The sequence below is a fragment of the Acidovorax sp. Root70 genome (assembly GCF_001428225.1).
GTDB lineage: Bacteria > Pseudomonadota > Gammaproteobacteria > Burkholderiales > Burkholderiaceae_C > Acidovorax.
This window is the reverse complement of record NZ_LMHQ01000029.1, coordinates 277,272-294,045: the sequence shown is the minus strand read 5'-3', so window position 1 is coordinate 294,045 and position 16,774 is coordinate 277,272. Positions and strand designations below refer to the sequence as shown.

Below are 16,774 nucleotides of genomic sequence, written 5' to 3'. Positions count from 1 at the left end.
GGCCGCCCCAGCGTTTCTTTGCCGGACAAAAAAGATCCCCATGACCGATTGCCTGCGCAGCCTGCTGCGCCCCGTTCTCTGCCTGCCTGCGGCCGCTGCCTTGTTGGCGCTGGCCCTGAGCGCCGGTGCTGTGGCCCAGACGGTGCCTGCCAGCACCACCTCTGCAACCCCGGTGGCCACTGCATCCACTGCGGCCGCGGTGCCCGTGTCTTCCATGTCTTCACGCGCGCTGGCCTGCACCGCCTGCCACGGCAAGGAAGGGCGAGCGACGCCCGATGGCTACTTTCCGCGCATTGCGGGCAAGCCAGCGGGCTATCTGGCCAACCAGCTGCTCAACTTTCGGGACGGGCGGCGCAGTTACCCGCAGATGGGTTACTTGATCGAGCACCTGACGGACGACTACCTGCGCGAGATGGCCGGGCACTTTGCTGCGCTCGACCTGCCTTACCCACCCCCGCCGCCACCCCAGGCGCCGCCCGCCGTGCTGGAGCAAGGCCGCAGGCTGGTACAGGTGGGCGATGCGGCCCGCAACATCCCTGCCTGCGTGGCCTGCCACGGCGCGGCCATGACGGGTGTGGTGCCGTCCATCCCCGGCCTGCTGGGCCTGCCGCGTGACTACCTCAACAGCCAGCTGGGTGCCTGGAAGACCGGCCAGCGCCGTGCGCATCGGCCCGACTGCATGGCCGACATTGCGCGCCAGCTCACGCCCGACGATGTGAGCGCTGTCTCGGCCTGGCTGGCCGCGCAGCCGGTGGCAGCAGGGGGCAAGCCTGCCCGCACATTGCCTGCCGCGATGCCCGCCCGCTGCGGTGGTGTGGCCGAAGTGCCCGTGGCCGCTGCGGCTGCACGCTGAGAAGGGATGCACCGATGAAACGCATCCTCTGGACCCTTTCTTCCGTTCTGGCCGCCTTGGGCATTGCAGCAGCAATGCTGATCAGCCTGAACCTGCGTGGCGAAGAGCCGCTGCCCGCCACCGAGACGCTCCAATCCACGCCTGCACTGGTGCAGCGCGGCGAATACCTGGCCCGTGTGGGCAACTGCATGGCCTGCCACACGACCCCAGGCGGCGCTCCGTTTGCGGGCGGGCGTGGCATCGAGACGCCGTTTGGCGTGGTGCACAGCTCCAACCTCACGCCCGACAGGGCGCAAGGCATTGGCAGCTGGACCTCGGCCGAGTTCTGGCGCGCCATGCACCATGGCCGCAGCAAGGATGGGCGGCTGCTGGTCCCGGCGTTTCCGTACCCCAACTACACGCAGGTGACGCCGGAGGATTCGGACGCCATCTTTGCCTATCTGCAAAGCCTGCCCCCTGCGGCAGATGCCAACCGCGCCCATGCGCTGCGTTTTCCGTACAACACGCAGGCGGCATTGGCGGTATGGCGTGCGCTGTTCTTTGCACCCGGAGCGCCCGCCGCCGAACCCACGCAGACGGCCGAATACAACCGGGGCGCCTATCTGGTCAACGGCCTGGGCCACTGCACCGCCTGCCACACACCCCGCAATGCACTGGGCGCCACGTCGGACGCCAAGGCCTTTACTGGTGGTTTGATCCCGGTGCAGAACTGGTATGCCCCGGCGCTCAATGCGGCGCACGAGGCGGGCGTGAAGGAGTGGCGTACCGACGACGTGGTGGCGCTGCTCAAAACCGGTGTGGCCCCGCAGGGCTCGGTGCTGGGCCCCATGGCCGAGGTGGTGTTCCGCAGCACGCAGTACCTGAGCAACGCCGATGCGCGCGCCATGGCCGTCTACCTGCAGGCCCTGCCGCAGCAGGACCGCAAGGCGCCAGCCACCGCGGCCCCGCCCCCCGCCAGCGCGATGGCGCGGGGCGGCAAGGTGTACGAGCAGCAATGCGCCCAGTGCCATGGCGACCGGGGGCAGGGCGAGCCCGGCGCATTTCCGGCGCTGGCGGGCAACCGCGCCGTCACGCTGGCCGACCCCACCAACCTGGTGCGCGTGGTGCTGCAGGGCGGCTACCTGCCCGCCACGGCAGGCAATCCGCGTCCGCACGGCATGCCGCCGTTTCAGCAGACGCTGTCGGACGAAGAAGTGGCGGCGGTGACCACGTTTGTGCGCAACAGCTGGGGCAATCAGGCGCCGGGTGTGGGTACCATCGAGGTCTATCGCGCGCGTGAGCGGCGCGGCATGTAGCGCTGGGCCTGGGGCCTGCGCCCGCCGCACTGCAGCGCGGTCCTTCCAGGAGCCCTTTTGATGTCCAGTCCCGCTGCACTGCCAGAACCGACCCCCACGAGCCATGGTGCCGCCACGCCCAGCGGCTGGTGGGCCGTGTGCCTGTGTGCAGCGTGGTGTGGCACCTGCGGCATCTACCGCCCCTTGTTCGACGAATTGGCCCGTGCGCACCCGGACGTGCGGTTTGAATGGGTGGACATCGAAGATGAGTCCGATCTGGTCGGTGACCTGGACGTGGAAACCTTTCCTACTCTGCTGATTGCCGACGGCGAGCGGGCCCTGTTCCTGGGTCCGCTGTTGCCGCAGGCGCCGGTGCTGACACGGTTATTGACCAGTCTGCAGGCGGCAGCGCCCGGTGGTGCGGGGGCGGGGGGCGACGCCCAGGGTGTTTTCGAGCGCGTGCGTGCAGCGCGCGGCGGCTAGTGGGCGGTCTTGCGGGCTGGTAGCGGTCGTTACCGTAGCACCGCCAATTGCTTGAATGCTCTTTATTTGATAGCTGATGGCGCATGATCCACTAGCGCTACAGCCACTTTTTGCTCGAAATCCGTGTCCACACCCTGCCCACCCTGGTTCCCGCTCAATTCACTGCAGGCCCAGTGCGACAAGGGCGCGTGGGAGCGAGGCATGGAGCTGTACCGCCAGGCAGACGTGGTGCGCGTGGGTATCCGGCAGCCAGCGGAGGGCCGCTGGGCTCTGGCGGGTGAAGTGCAGGGCAGCTCGCCCCACCCGTACGAGGTGTCCGTACAACTGGTGCTTGCGCCCAACGGCCAGGTCAAGCAATGGTCGGGCGACTGCAGCTGCCCCGTGGGGGCAGATTGCAAACACGCTGTGGCCCTGACCCTGGAGGCCGCGCACCGCGACCCGGCGCAGGGCCCGTCGTCCACGCGGGCTGCCGATGCGCTCAAGGCCATGCAGGAGCGCAAAGAGGCCCTGGCGCGCGCCGAGGCCGAGGCCCGCCTTCTGCATTGGCTGCAGGAGTGGGACCGGGCCCTGGGCGTTGCCGTGCCGCAAGATCCGGTCGCACGGCCGAGGCGGCCCGAGTGTTATCTCTATCTGGTCTCTACCGTAGGGCGGGCGCGCACCAGCGTGCCGCAGTTGCAGCTGGAGGCCGTGGTGTCGTACCCCAAGCTCACGGGCGGCTGGGCCAAGCCGCAGCAGATCCGCACCCAGCCCGCGCCCGGCCAGGCCGTGTACGACCGCGCCAGCGATGCCGACCGCCAGGTGCTGCAGCTGCTGCGCGCCATGCCGCGCAGCGTGGGCTACTACTCGGCCTACAGCGTCGCGCCCATCGGGGTGCTGGAGGGCGCGGTGGGCCTGCTGGCGCTGGAGCAGGCAGCGGCCACGGGCCGCCTGTTTGTGGATGCGGGTGGGTCTACCGTGGGTGCGCCTTTGCAATGGGGCGATGCGCTGCCGATCACGTGGGCGTGGCAGGCATCCACGCCCGCGCAAGGCGGCGAGGCTGTCTGGGGGCTACAGGCACGGCTGCCGGGCGACACTGCGGTTCTTTGCGACAACCACCCGCCCTTGTACCTGGACGCCGTCCAGGGCGTTTGCGGCCCGGTGCACGCCGAGGGCCTGAGCCCTGCCCAGGTGGCCATGCTGCTCAAGGCGCCCGCGCTCGCTGCTGCGGCGCTGCAAAAGCACCATGCCGAGGTGGTGCGCCGCATTGGCGGGGTGTTGCCTTTGCCTCCGGCGCTGGGTCCGCTCACGCAGGTGCGGGGCGTGAAACCCGTGGCGCGCTTGCATTTGGCCCCGTCACCTGCAAACAAGGTGGCCGAAATGGGGCTCATCACTGCGCAATTGCGGTTTGACTACCAGGGCTATGTGGGCTGGTGGGCAGGGCAGGATCTGGCAGTGCTGGTGCGCGGTGCCGACGGCGGCCAAGTACTGCTGCAGCGCGATGCGGTGGCTGAACGCCATGCCGTCGAGCGCCTGGAAGGTCTGGGCCTCCTGGCTACCGACGACGGCCTGTTCGGGATCCCGGGCGAGCGTCAGCAGGATGACTGGATGCACTGGGCGGACAACAGCTTTGCAGCGCTGCGCGACGCGGGGTTGGATGTCACGCTGGACCCGGCACTCCATGGCTGGGTGCAGCGCGCCGACCGGCTGGATGTGGTGCTGCAGCCTGAGGGCGAGGATGCGGCCACATCGCCCTGGTTTGCGCTGTCACTGGGCATGGAGATCAATGGCGTGCGCCACAACATCCTGCGCTGGCTGCCCGACCTGATCGCTGCCGCCGCAGCCCAGCCGCTGGACCCTGCGACGGGCCTGCCCCAGCTGCCTGCGCATGTCTACATGGCCTCTTTGACCGGCCCTGGCTTTGTGCGCCTGCCCACCGATGCGCTACGGCCCTGGATGGCCGCACTGCTCGATCTGGCGGGCGACCGCGCGCGTGATTTCAACGCCGACAGTCTCAAGCTTTCGCGCCTGGACGCCCTGCGTACCAGTACTGCGCTGGGCGAGGGCGCGGTGTGGCAAGGCGCCGCTGCCTTGCACGACATGGTGGCCCAGCTGCGGGGCGCCAGCGCCTTGCCCGAGGTGCCGCTGCCCGCCAGCGTGCGCGCCACGCTGCGCCCGTACCAGCAGCAGGGTCTGAACTGGCTGCAGTTTTTGCGGGCCCACGGCCTGGCCGGTGTGCTGGCCGACGACATGGGCCTGGGCAAAACGCTGCAGACCCTGGCGCATATCCAGGTCGAAAAAGACGCGGGGCGGCTGACTACCCCCGCCCTGGTGATCGCCCCTGTGAGCCTGATGGGCAACTGGCAGCGCGAGGCCGCCCGCTTTTGCCCGGGCCTGCGGTGCCTGGTGCTGCATGGCGCGGGTCGGCACGAAGTGGCCGATGAAGTCACCGCACACGACTTGGTCATCGCGCCGTATTCGCTGTTGCAGCGTGACCGAGACCGCTGGTTGGCGCACCCATGGCACCTGGTGGTGCTGGACGAAGCCCAGAACATCAAGAACGCCAGCAGCCAGGCCGCGCAGGTGGTGGGCGAGCTGCAGGCGCGACACCGGCTGTGCCTGTCGGGCACCCCCATGGAAAACCACCTGGGCGAGATCTGGAGCCTGTTCCACTTCTTGATGCCGGGCTTTCTGGGCAGCGCGACGCGCTTCAAGGAGGTGTTTCGCACCCCCATTGAAAAGCAGGGCGACGGCGCGCGCATGGCGCAACTGCGTGCGCGCATCACGCCCTTCATGCTGCGGCGCACCAAGGCCCTGGTGGCGGGGGAGCTTCCGCCCAAGGTGGAATCGGTCATGCCCGTGGAGCTGACGGGCGCGCAGGCCGACCTGTACGAAACCATCCGTCTGGGTATGGAAAAGACCGTGCGCGAGGCGTTGCAGTCCAAGGGGCTGGCGCAATCGCAGATCACGATCCTGGACGCACTGCTCAAGCTGCGGCAGGTGTGCTGCCACCCGCAGCTGGTGCCGCTGGAGGCTGCTGCCAAGGTCAAGACGTCGGCCAAGCTCGGCCACTTGATGGCACTGCTGCCCGAAATGCTGGCCGAGGGGCGTCGTGTTTTGCTTTTCTCACAGTTCACCAGCATGCTCACGCTGATCGAGGCCGAGCTGAAGGCGCGCAACCTGCCCTGGGTCAAGCTCACAGGGCAAAGTGTCAAGCGCGACGCGATCATCGAGCAGTTCACCAGCGGGCAGGTGCCCCTGTTCCTCATCAGCCTCAAGGCGGGCGGGGTGGGGCTGAACCTGCCGCAGGCCGACACCGTGATCCATTTCGACCCCTGGTGGAACCCGGCGGTAGAGGACCAGGCCACCGACCGCGCCCACCGCATCGGCCAGACGCAAAGCCTGTGGGTGATCAAGCTGGTGGCGCAGGGCACGATTGAAGAAAAGATCCTGGCGCTGCAGGAGCGCAAGGCCGAACTGGCAGACAGCCTGTACAGCGGCGCGGCCGCTCGCAAGGAGCCGCTCTTTACCGAAACCGATCTGGCAGAGCTACTGCAGCCGCTATCAGTGTCATAGCGGCTGGCGCGCTCCGGGCCAGCGGGAGATGCAGATTTGGCACGCGGCCGCCCGGCAGGCTGCATGAACACTGGCTTGGGCAGGTTGACAACAGTTTTCGCGGTCCTCGCCTTTGCAAATCAACACTTTACAGGCTACAATACGATTCTCACGACCAAACGGGCGGGTACCAACCGCCCGTTTTTTTTGGTCGAACGCTTTTGGAGCTCGAAGCTGTCGGGGAAGAGTCTCCGGGGGTTATCGGGTTTTTTGTTTTTCCGGGATTGAACTGAACACGTGGCATTGCAGCAAGTCGTTGAACAAATTGTGGCGGGCCTGGGGTATGACCTGGTGGAGATCGAGCGCTCTGCCGGTGGCCTGTTGCGCGTCACCATCGACTTGCCTTGGGTGCAGCCTGCCGCTGATGCGCCCCAGCCCCTGATCGAGCAGTTCGTGACGGTCGAGGATTGCGAGAAGGTCACCCGCCAGCTGCAGTTTGCGCTGGAGGTCGATGGCGTCGAGTACAAGCGCCTCGAAGTGTCATCCCCCGGTATCGACCGGCCTCTGCGCCACGAGCAAGACTTCGTGCGTTTCGAGGGCTCGGTCATCGACATCACCCTGAAGGCGCCCATCGGCGCCGCAGCAGCGGGAGGGCAGGTCAACGCCACCCGCAAGAAATTTCGCGGCACGCTGGAGCGGGCCGAGGCTGGTGGCTGGCAGATCGTCTGGAGCGACGAGCCGCCGGTCAAGCCAGGTCAAAGAGTCAGCAAGAAACGCGTGCCAGCCCCTTTGCAGGCGATGGGCTTTACCCTGGACGAGTGCCGTGATGTGCGCCTGGCGCCCATCGTGGACTTCAAGGGGCGCGCAGGCAAGGCCGGGGCGGCACCCGCCTGATTTGCTGCTGAAAATTGTGGGGTGGGTGGCCGCAGCGCGCAGCCCCGCCCTCGGGTGATTGAAATAGGAGAGTCGTCGCATGAATCGCGAATTGTTGATGTTGGTTGAGGCCATTTCGCGCGAAAAGAACGTGGAGCGTGATGTGGTCTTGGGCGCCGTGGAGTCGGCCCTGGCCCAGGCTACCAAGAAGCTGTACCAGGGCGAGGTGGACATTCGTGTGTCCGTCGATCGCGACAGCGGCAACTACGAGACTTTCCGTCGCTGGCTGGTCGTGCCCGACGATGCCGGCCTGCAAAACCCTGAAGCCGAAGAACTGCTCATGGATGCGCGCGACCGCATCCCCGACATCGAAGTCGGTGAGTACATCGAGGAAGGCGTCGAGTCCGTGCCCATCGGGCGCATCGGCGCCATGGCCGCCAAGCAGGTCATCCTCCAGAAGATCCGTGACGCCGAGCGCGAAATGTTGCTCAACGACTTCATGTCGCGCGGCGAAAAGATCTTCACCGGTACCGTCAAGCGCATGGACAAGGGCGACATCATTGTCGAGTCCGGCCGCGTGGAAGGTCGTCTGCGTCGCAACGAAATGATCCCCAAGGAAAACCTGCGCAGCGGCGACCGCGTGCGGGCCATGATCATGGAAGTCGACCTCACGCTGCGTGGCGCACCCATCATCCTGTCGCGTTCGGCGCCCGAGTTCATGATCGAGCTCTTCCGCAACGAAGTGCCCGAGATCGAGCAAGGCCTGCTGGAGATCAAGTCCTGCGCCCGTGACCCCGGCTCGCGCGCCAAGATCGCCGTGCTGTCGCACGACAAGCGTGTGGACCCCATCGGCACTTGCGTCGGCGTGCGCGGCACCCGTGTGAATGCGGTCACCAACGAGCTCGCTGGCGAGCGCGTGGACATCGTGCTGTGGTCGGAAGACCCGGCACAGTTCGTGATTGGTGCACTGGCCCCGGCCAACGTGTCCTCTATCGTGGTCGATGAAGAAAAGCACGCCATGGACGTGGTGGTGGACGAGGAAAACCTTGCCATCGCCATTGGCCGTGGTGGTCAGAACGTGCGCCTGGCGTCCGACCTGACCGGCTGGAAGATCAACATCATGGACGCCGCCGAAAGCGCGCAAAAGCAGGCCAACGAGACCGACACTGCCCGCAAGTTGTTCATGGAAAAGCTGGATGTGGACGAGGAAATCGCCGACATCCTGATCTCCGAAGGTTTCAACAGCCTCGAAGAAGTGGCCTACGTGCCGCTGCAGGAGATGCTGGAGATCGAAAGCTTCGACGAAGACACCGTCAACGAGCTGCGTGCCCGCGCCAAGGACGCGCTGCTCACCATGGAAATCGCCCGTGAGGAAAGCGTGGAAGAGGTCTCCCAGGACCTGCGCGACCTCGAAGGCCTCACCCCCGAGCTGATTGCCAAGTTGGCTGAAGGCGGTGTGCACACACGTGACGACCTGGCCGATCTGGCCATTGATGAACTGACCGACCTGACCGGACAGTCTGCAGAAGAAGCCAAGGCCTTGATCATGAAGGCGCGCGAACACTGGTTCGCGGGGCAAGAGTAAAGGTCAGGGAGGCACGAACCACATATGTCCAGTAACACTGTCGCCGAGTTCGCCACCGAACTCAAAAAATCGCCTGAAACCCTGCTCGACCAGCTCAAGGCTGCGGGCGTGGGCAAGGCTGCCCCCTCTGACGCGTTGACCGAGTCGGACAAGCAAAAGCTGCTGGCCTACCTGCAGGCCAGCCATGGCACGAGCTCTGCCGATCGCAAGAAGATCACGCTGGTCAAGAAGTCCACCAGCGAAATCAAGCAGGCCGATGCCACGGGCAAGGCCCGTACCATCCAGGTGGAAGTGCGCAAGAAGCGCACGTTCATCCAGCGCGATGAAGGTGCCGAGGCCTCTGCCGAGTCGCACGCACCTGCCGCAGCGGAAGAACCTGCCGTGTCGAGTGAGGACCTCGAACTGTCCCGCCGCGAGGAAGAAGCTCGCCGCCAGGCCGAGCTGATCCGTCGCCAGGAGGCCGAGCTGGCTGAGAAGCGCGCGGAGCGCGAGGCCCGCGAAAAGCGTGAGCGCGAAGCTGAAGAGCGCGCTGCCGCCTACGCTGCCCAGGAAGCCGAGAAGAAGGCCCAGGCTTCTGCCGTCAAGCAGGAAGCCACCCGCGAACAGGCTGCTGAAGCTGCTGCGCGCAATGCCGCACAGACTGAAGCCCGCGAGAAGGCCGCTGCCGAATCCAAGGCGCGTGCCGACGAGGAAACCGCGCGCGCAGCCGATCTGGACGCTCGCCGTCGCAAGGCCGAGGCCGAGGCTGCCGCCATCCGCTCCATGATGGCCACGCCCAAGAAGGCGGTCATGGTTGCGAAGAAGCCCGAGGAACCCAAGCCAGTGGCCAAGCCCGCTGCGGTGGGTGACGCCAAGAAGGGCACGTTGCACAAGCCGGCTGTCGGTACGGGCGTGGCGCGCGCAGGGGCTCCCGCCGCTGCCGGGGCCGGCGCAGGTGCGCCCGGCGCGGGCAAGGAAGTCAAATCGGCCAAGCTGTCTTCCAGCTGGGCCAATGACACGGCCAAGAAGAAGGAAATCAAGACCCGCGGCGACAGCAGCGGCGGTGTCGGTCGCAACAACTGGCGTGGTGGCCCCCGTGGCCGCCGTGGCGACAACCGCGACCACCGTGATGATCACCAGCAGGCTGCACCGGCCGAGGCGCGCATCATCGAAGTGCATGTGCCCGAGACCATCACCGTGGCCGAGCTGGCGCACAAGATGTCGATCAAGGCGTCCGAGGTCATCAAGGCGTTGATGAAGATGGGTCAGATGGTCACCATCAACCAGCCTCTGGACCAGGACACTGCCATGATCGTGGTGGAAGAAATGGGCCACAAGGCGGTGGTGGCAGCGCTGGACGATCCAGAAGCCTTCACCGACGAAGATTCGGGCCAGAAGGACGCCGAACTGTTGCCACGCGCTCCGGTGGTCACGGTCATGGGCCACGTGGACCATGGCAAGACCTCGCTGCTGGACTACATCCGCCGCGCGAAGGTGGCTGCGGGCGAAGCCGGCGGTATCACGCAGCACATTGGTGCCTATCACGTGGAAACGCCACGCGGCATGGTGTCCTTCCTCGACACCCCCGGTCACGAGGCCTTCACGGCCATGCGTGCCCGTGGTGCCCAGGCGACCGACATCGTGATCCTGGTGGTGGCTGCCGATGACGGCGTCATGCCCCAGACCAAGGAAGCCATCAAGCACGCCAAGGCGGCGGGTGTTCCTATCGTGGTGGCGATCACCAAGGCCGACAAGCCCGATGCCAACCCCGACCGCGTCAAGCAGGAACTGGTGGTGGAAGAGGTGGTGCCTGAAGAATACGGTGGCGATTCGCCGTTCGTGCCTGTGTCTTCCAAGACCGGCATGGGCATCGACACGCTGCTGGAGCAGGTGCTGCTGCAGGCCGAAGTGCTGGAACTCAAGGCGCCGGTCGACTCGCTGGCCAAGGGCCTGGTGATTGAAGCGCAACTGGACAAGGGACGCGGCCCGGTGGCCACGGTGCTGGTGCAGTCCGGCACGCTCAAGGTGGGCGATGTGGTGCTGGCCGGCCAGACCTTTGGTCGTGTGCGCGCCATGCTGGACGAAAACGGCCGCGTGGCCAAGACGGCCGGTCCTTCGATCCCCGTGGAAATCCAGGGCCTGACCGAAGTGCCGCAGGCAGGTGACGAGTTCATGGTGCTGACGGACGAGCGCCGTGCCCGCGAAATCGCCACCTACCGCGCTGGCAAGTTCCGCAACACCAAGCTGGCCAAGCAGCAGGCTGCGAAGCTGGAGAACATGTTCGCCGACATGACGGCGGGCGAGGTCAAGACACTGCCCATCATCGTCAAGGCCGACGTGCAAGGTTCGCAGGAAGCGCTGTCGCAGTCGTTGCTCAAGCTCTCGACCGACGAGATCAAGGTCCAGCTGGTGTATGCCGGTGTGGGCGGTATCAGCGAGTCCGACATCAACCTGGCCATTGCCTCCAAGGCCATCGTGATCGGTTTCAACGTGCGTGCCGATGCCGGTGCGCGCAAGACGGCCGAGAGCAACGGTGTGGACCTGCACTACTACAGCATCATCTATGACGCTGTGGACGAGCTCAAGGTCGCCATGTCCGGCATGCTGGCACCCGAGCAGCGCGAGGAAGTCATCGGCACGGCCGAGATCCGCACGGTGTTCGTCGCCACGAAGATCGGCACGATTGCTGGTTCGTACATCACCTCGGGCATGGTCCACCGCAACGCACGCTTCCGTCTGCTGCGCGACAACGTGGTGGTCTACACGGGCGAAGTCGATTCGGTCAAGCGTCTCAAGGACGATGTCAAGGAAGTCAAGGAAGGCTTCGAGTGCGGTATCAAGCTCAAGAACTACAACGACATCAAGGAAGGCGATCAACTCGAATTCTTTGATATCAAGGAAATCGCACGCACGCTGTAAAGCGGGGCGACGACGAGAGCGACGACTACGACATGGCTGCGAAGAAATCTGCCACCCCCAACCGCGCCTTCAAGGTGGCCGATCAGATCCAGCGCGATCTGACGGAACTGATCGCGCGCGAGTTGAAAGACCCGCGCGTGGGCATGGTGACGCTGCAGGGCGTGGAGGTGACCCCCGACTACGCCCACGCCAAGGTGTTCTTCAGCCTGCTGACGGGCGACCCTGTGGAAACCCAGGCGGCGCTCAACCAGGCGGCGGGATTCCTGCGCAATGGTCTGTTCAAGCGTCTGCACATCCACACCGTGCCTACGCTGCACTTCGTGTTCGACCGCACCTCCGAGCGTGCGGCCGACATGAACGCCTTGATTGCCAAGGCCGTTTCTTCGCGCGCGAAAGAGGACTAGTCCATGAACGCGCCACGCACCAGGGTGCAGCGGCGCCCTGTGCATGGGGTGTTGCTGCTCGATAAACCGCTCGGCCTGTCGAGCAATGACGCCTTGCAAAAGGCGAAATGGCTGCTGCGCGCCGAGAAGGCGGGCCACACCGGCACGCTGGACCCGCTGGCCTCCGGGGTATTGCCCCTGTGTTTTGGGGCGGCTACCAAGTTCAGCCAGCTGCAACTGAACGCACCGAAAACCTATGAAGCCGTGGCGCTGCTGGGTGTCACCACCACCACCGGCGACGCCGAGGGCGACGTGGTGGAGCGGCGTGAGGTGCTGCCTGAGCAGGCGACTCCAGAGCGCCTGGCGGCTGTGCAACGGCAGTTCACCGGCCCCATTCGCCAGGTGCCGCCCATGCACAGCGCGCTCAAAAAGGACGGCAAGGCGCTGTACGAATATGCGCGCGCCGGTGTCACGGTGGAGCGCGAGGCGCGCGACGTGGTCATTCATGACCTTAAACTTACGCTGGTGCAGACCGATCATGCGCAGACAGCTATCAAAATAATAGTAACCTGCAGCAAGGGCACTTACATTCGCACCTTGGGTGAGGACATTGGTGCGGCACTGGGTTGTGGCGCGCACCTGACCTTTTTGCGCCGCATCGATACCGGGGGCCTTGGCGTGGAGCGCTGCATCTCGCTGGCGCAGCTGGAGGCCTTGCCCGAGGCGGAACGCGTTGCCTGTCTGGAAGCACCTGAATCCCTGCTGGCACAACACGTGCGTGTCACGCTGAACAGCGAGAATGCAGTCCGGTTCCTGTCGGGCGTGCGGCGTCGCGGCAACTGGCCCGATGCCAGTGCCGTGGCGGTGTTTGGCGAGAATCCCCCGGCGCTGCTGGGGGTGGGCCACATCGTGGGCGGGGAGCTGGTGCCGGACAGGCTCCTGAGTCCGCTGGAAATTCAACAAATTTTGGAAGGCACGCCGCATTCCGCGCCAACAGCGCACAGCGGCACATTGGAAAAACTATGACTAAACAAATCCGCAACATCGCCATCATTGCCCACGTTGACCATGGCAAAACCACCATGGTTGACCAGCTGCTGCGCCAGTCCGGCACTTTTGCCGACCACGAAAAGGTCGTCGATACCGTGATGGACAACAACGCGATCGAAAAGGAACGCGGCATCACCATCCTGGCCAAGAACTGCGCCGTGAGCTGGAAGGGTACGCACATCAACATCGTGGACACCCCCGGCCACGCGGACTTCGGCGGCGAAGTGGAACGTGCCCTGTCCATGGTGGACAGCGTGGTGCTGCTGATCGATGCGCAAGAAGGCCCCATGCCCCAGACGCGTTTCGTGACCAAGAAGGCCCTGGCCCTGGGCCTGCGCCCCATCCTGGTGGTGAACAAGGTGGACAAGCCCGGTGCCAACCCCGACAAGGTTGTGAACGCTGCGTTCGACCTGTTCGACAAGCTGGGCGCCACCGACGAGCAACTCGACTTCCCCGTGGTGTACGCCTCGGGCATCAACGGCTGGTCGTCGCTGGAAGAAGGCGCGCCTGGCGAGCAGTGGGGCCCCGACATGTCGGCCCTGTTCGACACCATCCTCTCGCACGTGCCACCGAACACGGGTGACGCCAACGCCCCGCTGCAGCTGCAGATCTCGGCGCTGGATTTCTCCACCTTCGTGGGCCGCATCGGCGTGGGCCGTATCAGCCAAGGCACCCTCAAGCCCATGATGGACGTGGTCGTCATGGAAGGTCCTGATGGCAAGGCCGTCAAGGGCCGCGTGAATCAGGTGCTGACGTTCCAAGGTCTGGATCGCATGCAGACGCCCCTGGCAGGCCCTGGCGACATCGTGCTGATCAACGGCATTGAAGACATCGGCATCGGCGTGACTGTGACCGACCCTGCCAACCCCGCGCCGCTGCCCATGCTCAAGGTGGACGAGCCCACGCTGACCATGAACTTCTGCGTGAACACCTCGCCGCTGGCAGGTCGTGAAGGCAAGTTCGTGACCAGCCGCCAGATCTGGGACCGCCTGCAGAAGGAACTGCAGCACAACGTGGCCCTGCGCGTGAACGAGACCGACGAAGAAGGCATCTTCGAAGTGATGGGCCGTGGTGAACTGCACCTGACCATCCTCTTGGAAAACATGCGCCGCGAAGGCTACGAACTGGCTGTGTCCAAGCCCCGCGTGGTGTTCAAGGACATCGACGGCGTCAAGCACGAGCCTATCGAGCTGGTGACGGCCGACATCGAAGAAGGCCACCAAGGCGGCGTGATGCAGGCCCTGGGCGAGCGCAAGGGCGAGCTGGTGAACATGGAGTCCGACGGCCGTGGCCGCGTGCGCCTGGAATACCGCATCCCGGCCCGTGGCCTGATCGGTTTCACCAACGAGTTCCTGAACTTGACGCGTGGTTCGGGCCTGATCTCCAACATCTTCGACAGCTACGAGCCGCACAAGGGCGACATCGGTGGCCGCAAGAACGGTGTGCTGATCTCCATGGACGACGGTGAAATCTTCACCTACGCCCTGGGCAAGCTGGACGACCGCGGCCGCATGTTCGTGAAGGCGAACGACCCTGTGTACGAAGGCATGATCGTCGGCATCCACAGCCGCGACAACGACCTGGTGGTGAACGCCACGCGCACCAAGCAGCTGACCAACTTCCGCGTGTCCGGCAAGGAAGACGCGATCAAGATCACGCCCCCGATCGACCTCACGCTCGAATACGGCGTGGAATTCATCGAGGACGACGAACTGGTCGAGATCACGCCCAAGTCCGTGCGTCTGCGCAAGCGCCACCTGACCGAAAACGAGCGCAAGCGCGCTTCCCGGTCCTGATGGGCTGAGCGTTCCCGGAAGGGCCACTGCTGCGCAGTGGCCTTTTTTCCGTCTGCAACCCGAAATCAATGTTGAAACTCACGCATTCCCGCGCCGTGCTGCTGATGGTGGCGGTCACCCTGATGTGGTCGATCGCTGGCGTGGTCACGCGCCATCTGGAGCACGCATCGAGCTTTGAGGTGACCTTCTGGCGCAGTTTCTTCACGCTGCTGTCGCTGCTGGTCATCCTGCCCGTGCTGCAGGGCCGTGCGGTGTTTGCCTCCATGCGCCATGGCGGCCGAGCGCTGTGGATTTCCGGCGTGTGCTGGAGCGTGATGTTCACGGCGTTCATGGTGGCGCTGGTGCTCATGCCGGTGGCCAATGTGCTGGTCACCATGGCGGTGGGGCCGCTGCTCACCGCGCTGTTTGCGCGGGTGTTCATTGGCCATCACATTGCCCCGCGCACCTGGGCGGCGATTGGGGTGGCGGGCCTCGGCATTGCGTGGATGTATGGTTCGCAGATGGCAGGCCTGCCGCTGGCGGGCACGCTGGTGGCGCTGTGCGTGCCGGTGGCTGCAGCCGTGAACTGGACGGTGGTGCAGCATTCGCAGCGCCACGGGCATGCGGTGGACCTGGTGCCGGCGGTGCTGGTGGGCGCGGTGATTTCGGTGGTGGCCACACTGCCGTTGGCGCTGCCTTTTCAGGCGTCGGCCCATGACCTGGGTCTGCTGGCGCTGCTGGGCGTGGTGCAATTGGCCATCCCTTGTGTGCTGGCCGTGCGCTGCGGGCGTGTGCTGAAGGCGCCCGAGATGGCGCTGCTCGGTCTGCTGGAGGTGATTTTCGGCATCTTGCTGGCATGGCTGGGCGCGGGCGAAAAGCCCGGTACGGCGGTGCTGACGGGGGGCGCGCTGGTGATCGGTGCGCTGGTTTTCAATGAACTGTTGGGTTGGAAGGAACAAAAATGACGGAGACGGTCGTGTCGGAAGTGTTGAGCGAAGTGCGAGGCCAGGTGGGCTTCATTACCCTGAATCGCCCGCGTGCGCTCAATGCCCTGTCGCTGGGCATGGTGCGTGACCTGATGGGCATCCTGCTGGCCTGGCAGAACAATGCCCAGGTGCTGGCCGTGGCGATTCGCGGCAGCAACAAGGAAGGCCCGTTTGGCGCCTTTTGCGCAGGCGGTGATATCCGCTTTCTGCACCAGGCGGGCAGCCAGGGCAATCCGTTGATCGAGGATTTCTTCACCGAGGAGTACGCGCTCAATCACCTGATCCACAACTATCCCAAGCCCTACATCGCTTTCATGGACGGCATCGTGATGGGCGGCGGCATGGGCATCAGCCAGGGCGCAGCGCTGCGCGTGGTGACCGAACGCACGAAGATGGCCATGCCCGAGACAGCCATTGGCCTCTTCCCGGACGTGGGCGGTGGGTACTTTCTGAGCCGTTGCCCCGGCCGTGTGGGCGAGTGGCTGGCGCTGACGGGCGATACCATCGGCGCCGCCGACGCCATCGCCTACCAGCTGGCCGATGGCTGCCTGCCCTCAGACCGGCAGGGGGCTGTGTGGGAGGCTCTGGCTACACAAAGCTTTGCGGATGGCGCAGCCATCAAGACCTATATTGCTTCTCAATTTGTAGCGGCTCAGGCAAGCGGTTCTAGCGCGTTGGCAGATATTGACCAATATTTTGCGCTAACAACCGTCGGTGACATCGTGCAGGCACTCGAAGCCTCCGACAGCGACTGGGCACGCGCCACGGCGGCCACGCTGCGCAAGCGTTCGCCGCTGATGCTGCATGTGGTGCTGGAGCAGATCCGCCGTGCCCGTGCAATGGGCCTGGCCGACGACCTGCGCATGGAGCGCGACATGGTGCGCCATTGCTTCTTCCTGCGCCCTGGGCAGAGTGAGACGGTGGAGGGCATTCGCGCCCTGGCCGTGGACAAAGACCATGCACCCCAATGGAATCCTGGCCGCATTGAAGACGTGACGCCGGATATGGTCACGCCCTTCTTTGCCAGTCCCTGGCCTGCGCACGCGCACCCTCTGGCCAGCCTGGCCTGATCGGCGAACGTCA

12 protein-coding genes are annotated in these 16,774 nt (G+C 65.2%); all 12 read left to right on the top strand.

Annotated features, from left to right (window positions below; genetic code table 11):
• Positions 1-40: 40 nt before the first annotated feature.
• The 12 genes from ASD94_RS17905 (at position 41) to ASD94_RS17850 (ending at position 16,761) form a co-directional block, all read left to right on the top strand.
• The gene (locus ASD94_RS17905) at positions 41-853 is read left to right on the top strand and encodes a c-type cytochrome (protein WP_056645711.1); all 813 of its coding nucleotides are present in this window, start codon (positions 41-43) and stop codon (positions 851-853) included.
• 14 nt (positions 854-867) lie between these two features.
• Positions 868-2,148, top strand: coding sequence for a c-type cytochrome (locus ASD94_RS17900; protein ID WP_056645710.1), 1,281 nt, complete (start codon positions 868-870; stop codon positions 2,146-2,148).
• 60 nt (positions 2,149-2,208) lie between these two features.
• The gene (locus tag ASD94_RS17895) at positions 2,209-2,610 is read left to right on the top strand and encodes a thioredoxin family protein (protein ID WP_056645705.1); all 402 of its coding nucleotides are present in this window, start codon (positions 2,209-2,211) and stop codon (positions 2,608-2,610) included.
• A gap of 201 nt (positions 2,611-2,811) precedes the next feature.
• Complete coding sequence (locus ASD94_RS17890; RefSeq protein WP_056645702.1) at positions 2,812-6,162, top strand: DEAD/DEAH box helicase; 3,351 nt, start codon at positions 2,812-2,814, stop codon at positions 6,160-6,162.
• 276 nt (positions 6,163-6,438) lie between these two features.
• Positions 6,439-7,035: a ribosome maturation factor RimP gene (rimP, locus tag ASD94_RS17885; protein ID WP_056645699.1), complete on the top strand. Its 597-nt coding sequence runs from the start codon at positions 6,439-6,441 to the stop codon at positions 7,033-7,035.
• Positions 7,036-7,114: 79 nt separating this feature from the next.
• Entirely contained in the window at positions 7,115-8,599 is a 1,485-nt protein-coding gene (nusA, locus tag ASD94_RS17880) for a transcription termination factor NusA (protein WP_056645696.1), read from the top strand.
• A gap of 24 nt (positions 8,600-8,623) precedes the next feature.
• Positions 8,624-11,497 carry a translation initiation factor IF-2 gene (gene infB / locus ASD94_RS17875; RefSeq protein ID WP_056645692.1) on the top strand — a complete coding sequence of 958 codons (2,874 nt, stop codon included), beginning with the start codon at positions 8,624-8,626 and terminating at the stop codon, positions 11,495-11,497.
• Between the two features lie 32 nt (positions 11,498-11,529).
• Entirely contained in the window at positions 11,530-11,901 is a 372-nt protein-coding gene (rbfA, locus tag ASD94_RS17870; protein ID WP_056645684.1) for a 30S ribosome-binding factor RbfA, read from the top strand.
• A 3-nt stretch (positions 11,902-11,904) separates the two neighbouring features.
• Positions 11,905-12,906, top strand: a complete 1,002-nt coding sequence (gene truB, locus ASD94_RS17865) for a tRNA pseudouridine(55) synthase TruB (RefSeq protein ID WP_056645678.1) — start codon at positions 11,905-11,907, stop codon at positions 12,904-12,906.
• Complete coding sequence (typA, locus tag ASD94_RS17860; protein ID WP_056645675.1) at positions 12,903-14,726, top strand: translational GTPase TypA; 1,824 nt, start codon at positions 12,903-12,905, stop codon at positions 14,724-14,726. Before truB ends, typA begins: the two co-directional genes overlap by 4 nt.
• A 68-nt stretch (positions 14,727-14,794) precedes the next feature.
• Positions 14,795-15,670: a DMT family transporter gene (locus ASD94_RS17855; protein ID WP_056645666.1), complete on the top strand. Its 876-nt coding sequence runs from the start codon at positions 14,795-14,797 to the stop codon at positions 15,668-15,670.
• Positions 15,667-16,761, top strand: coding sequence for an enoyl-CoA hydratase/isomerase family protein (locus tag ASD94_RS17850; protein ID WP_056645663.1), 1,095 nt, complete (start codon positions 15,667-15,669; stop codon positions 16,759-16,761). The genes ASD94_RS17855 and ASD94_RS17850 overlap by 4 nt, the downstream gene beginning before the upstream one ends.
• Positions 16,762-16,774: the final 13 nt, after the last annotated feature.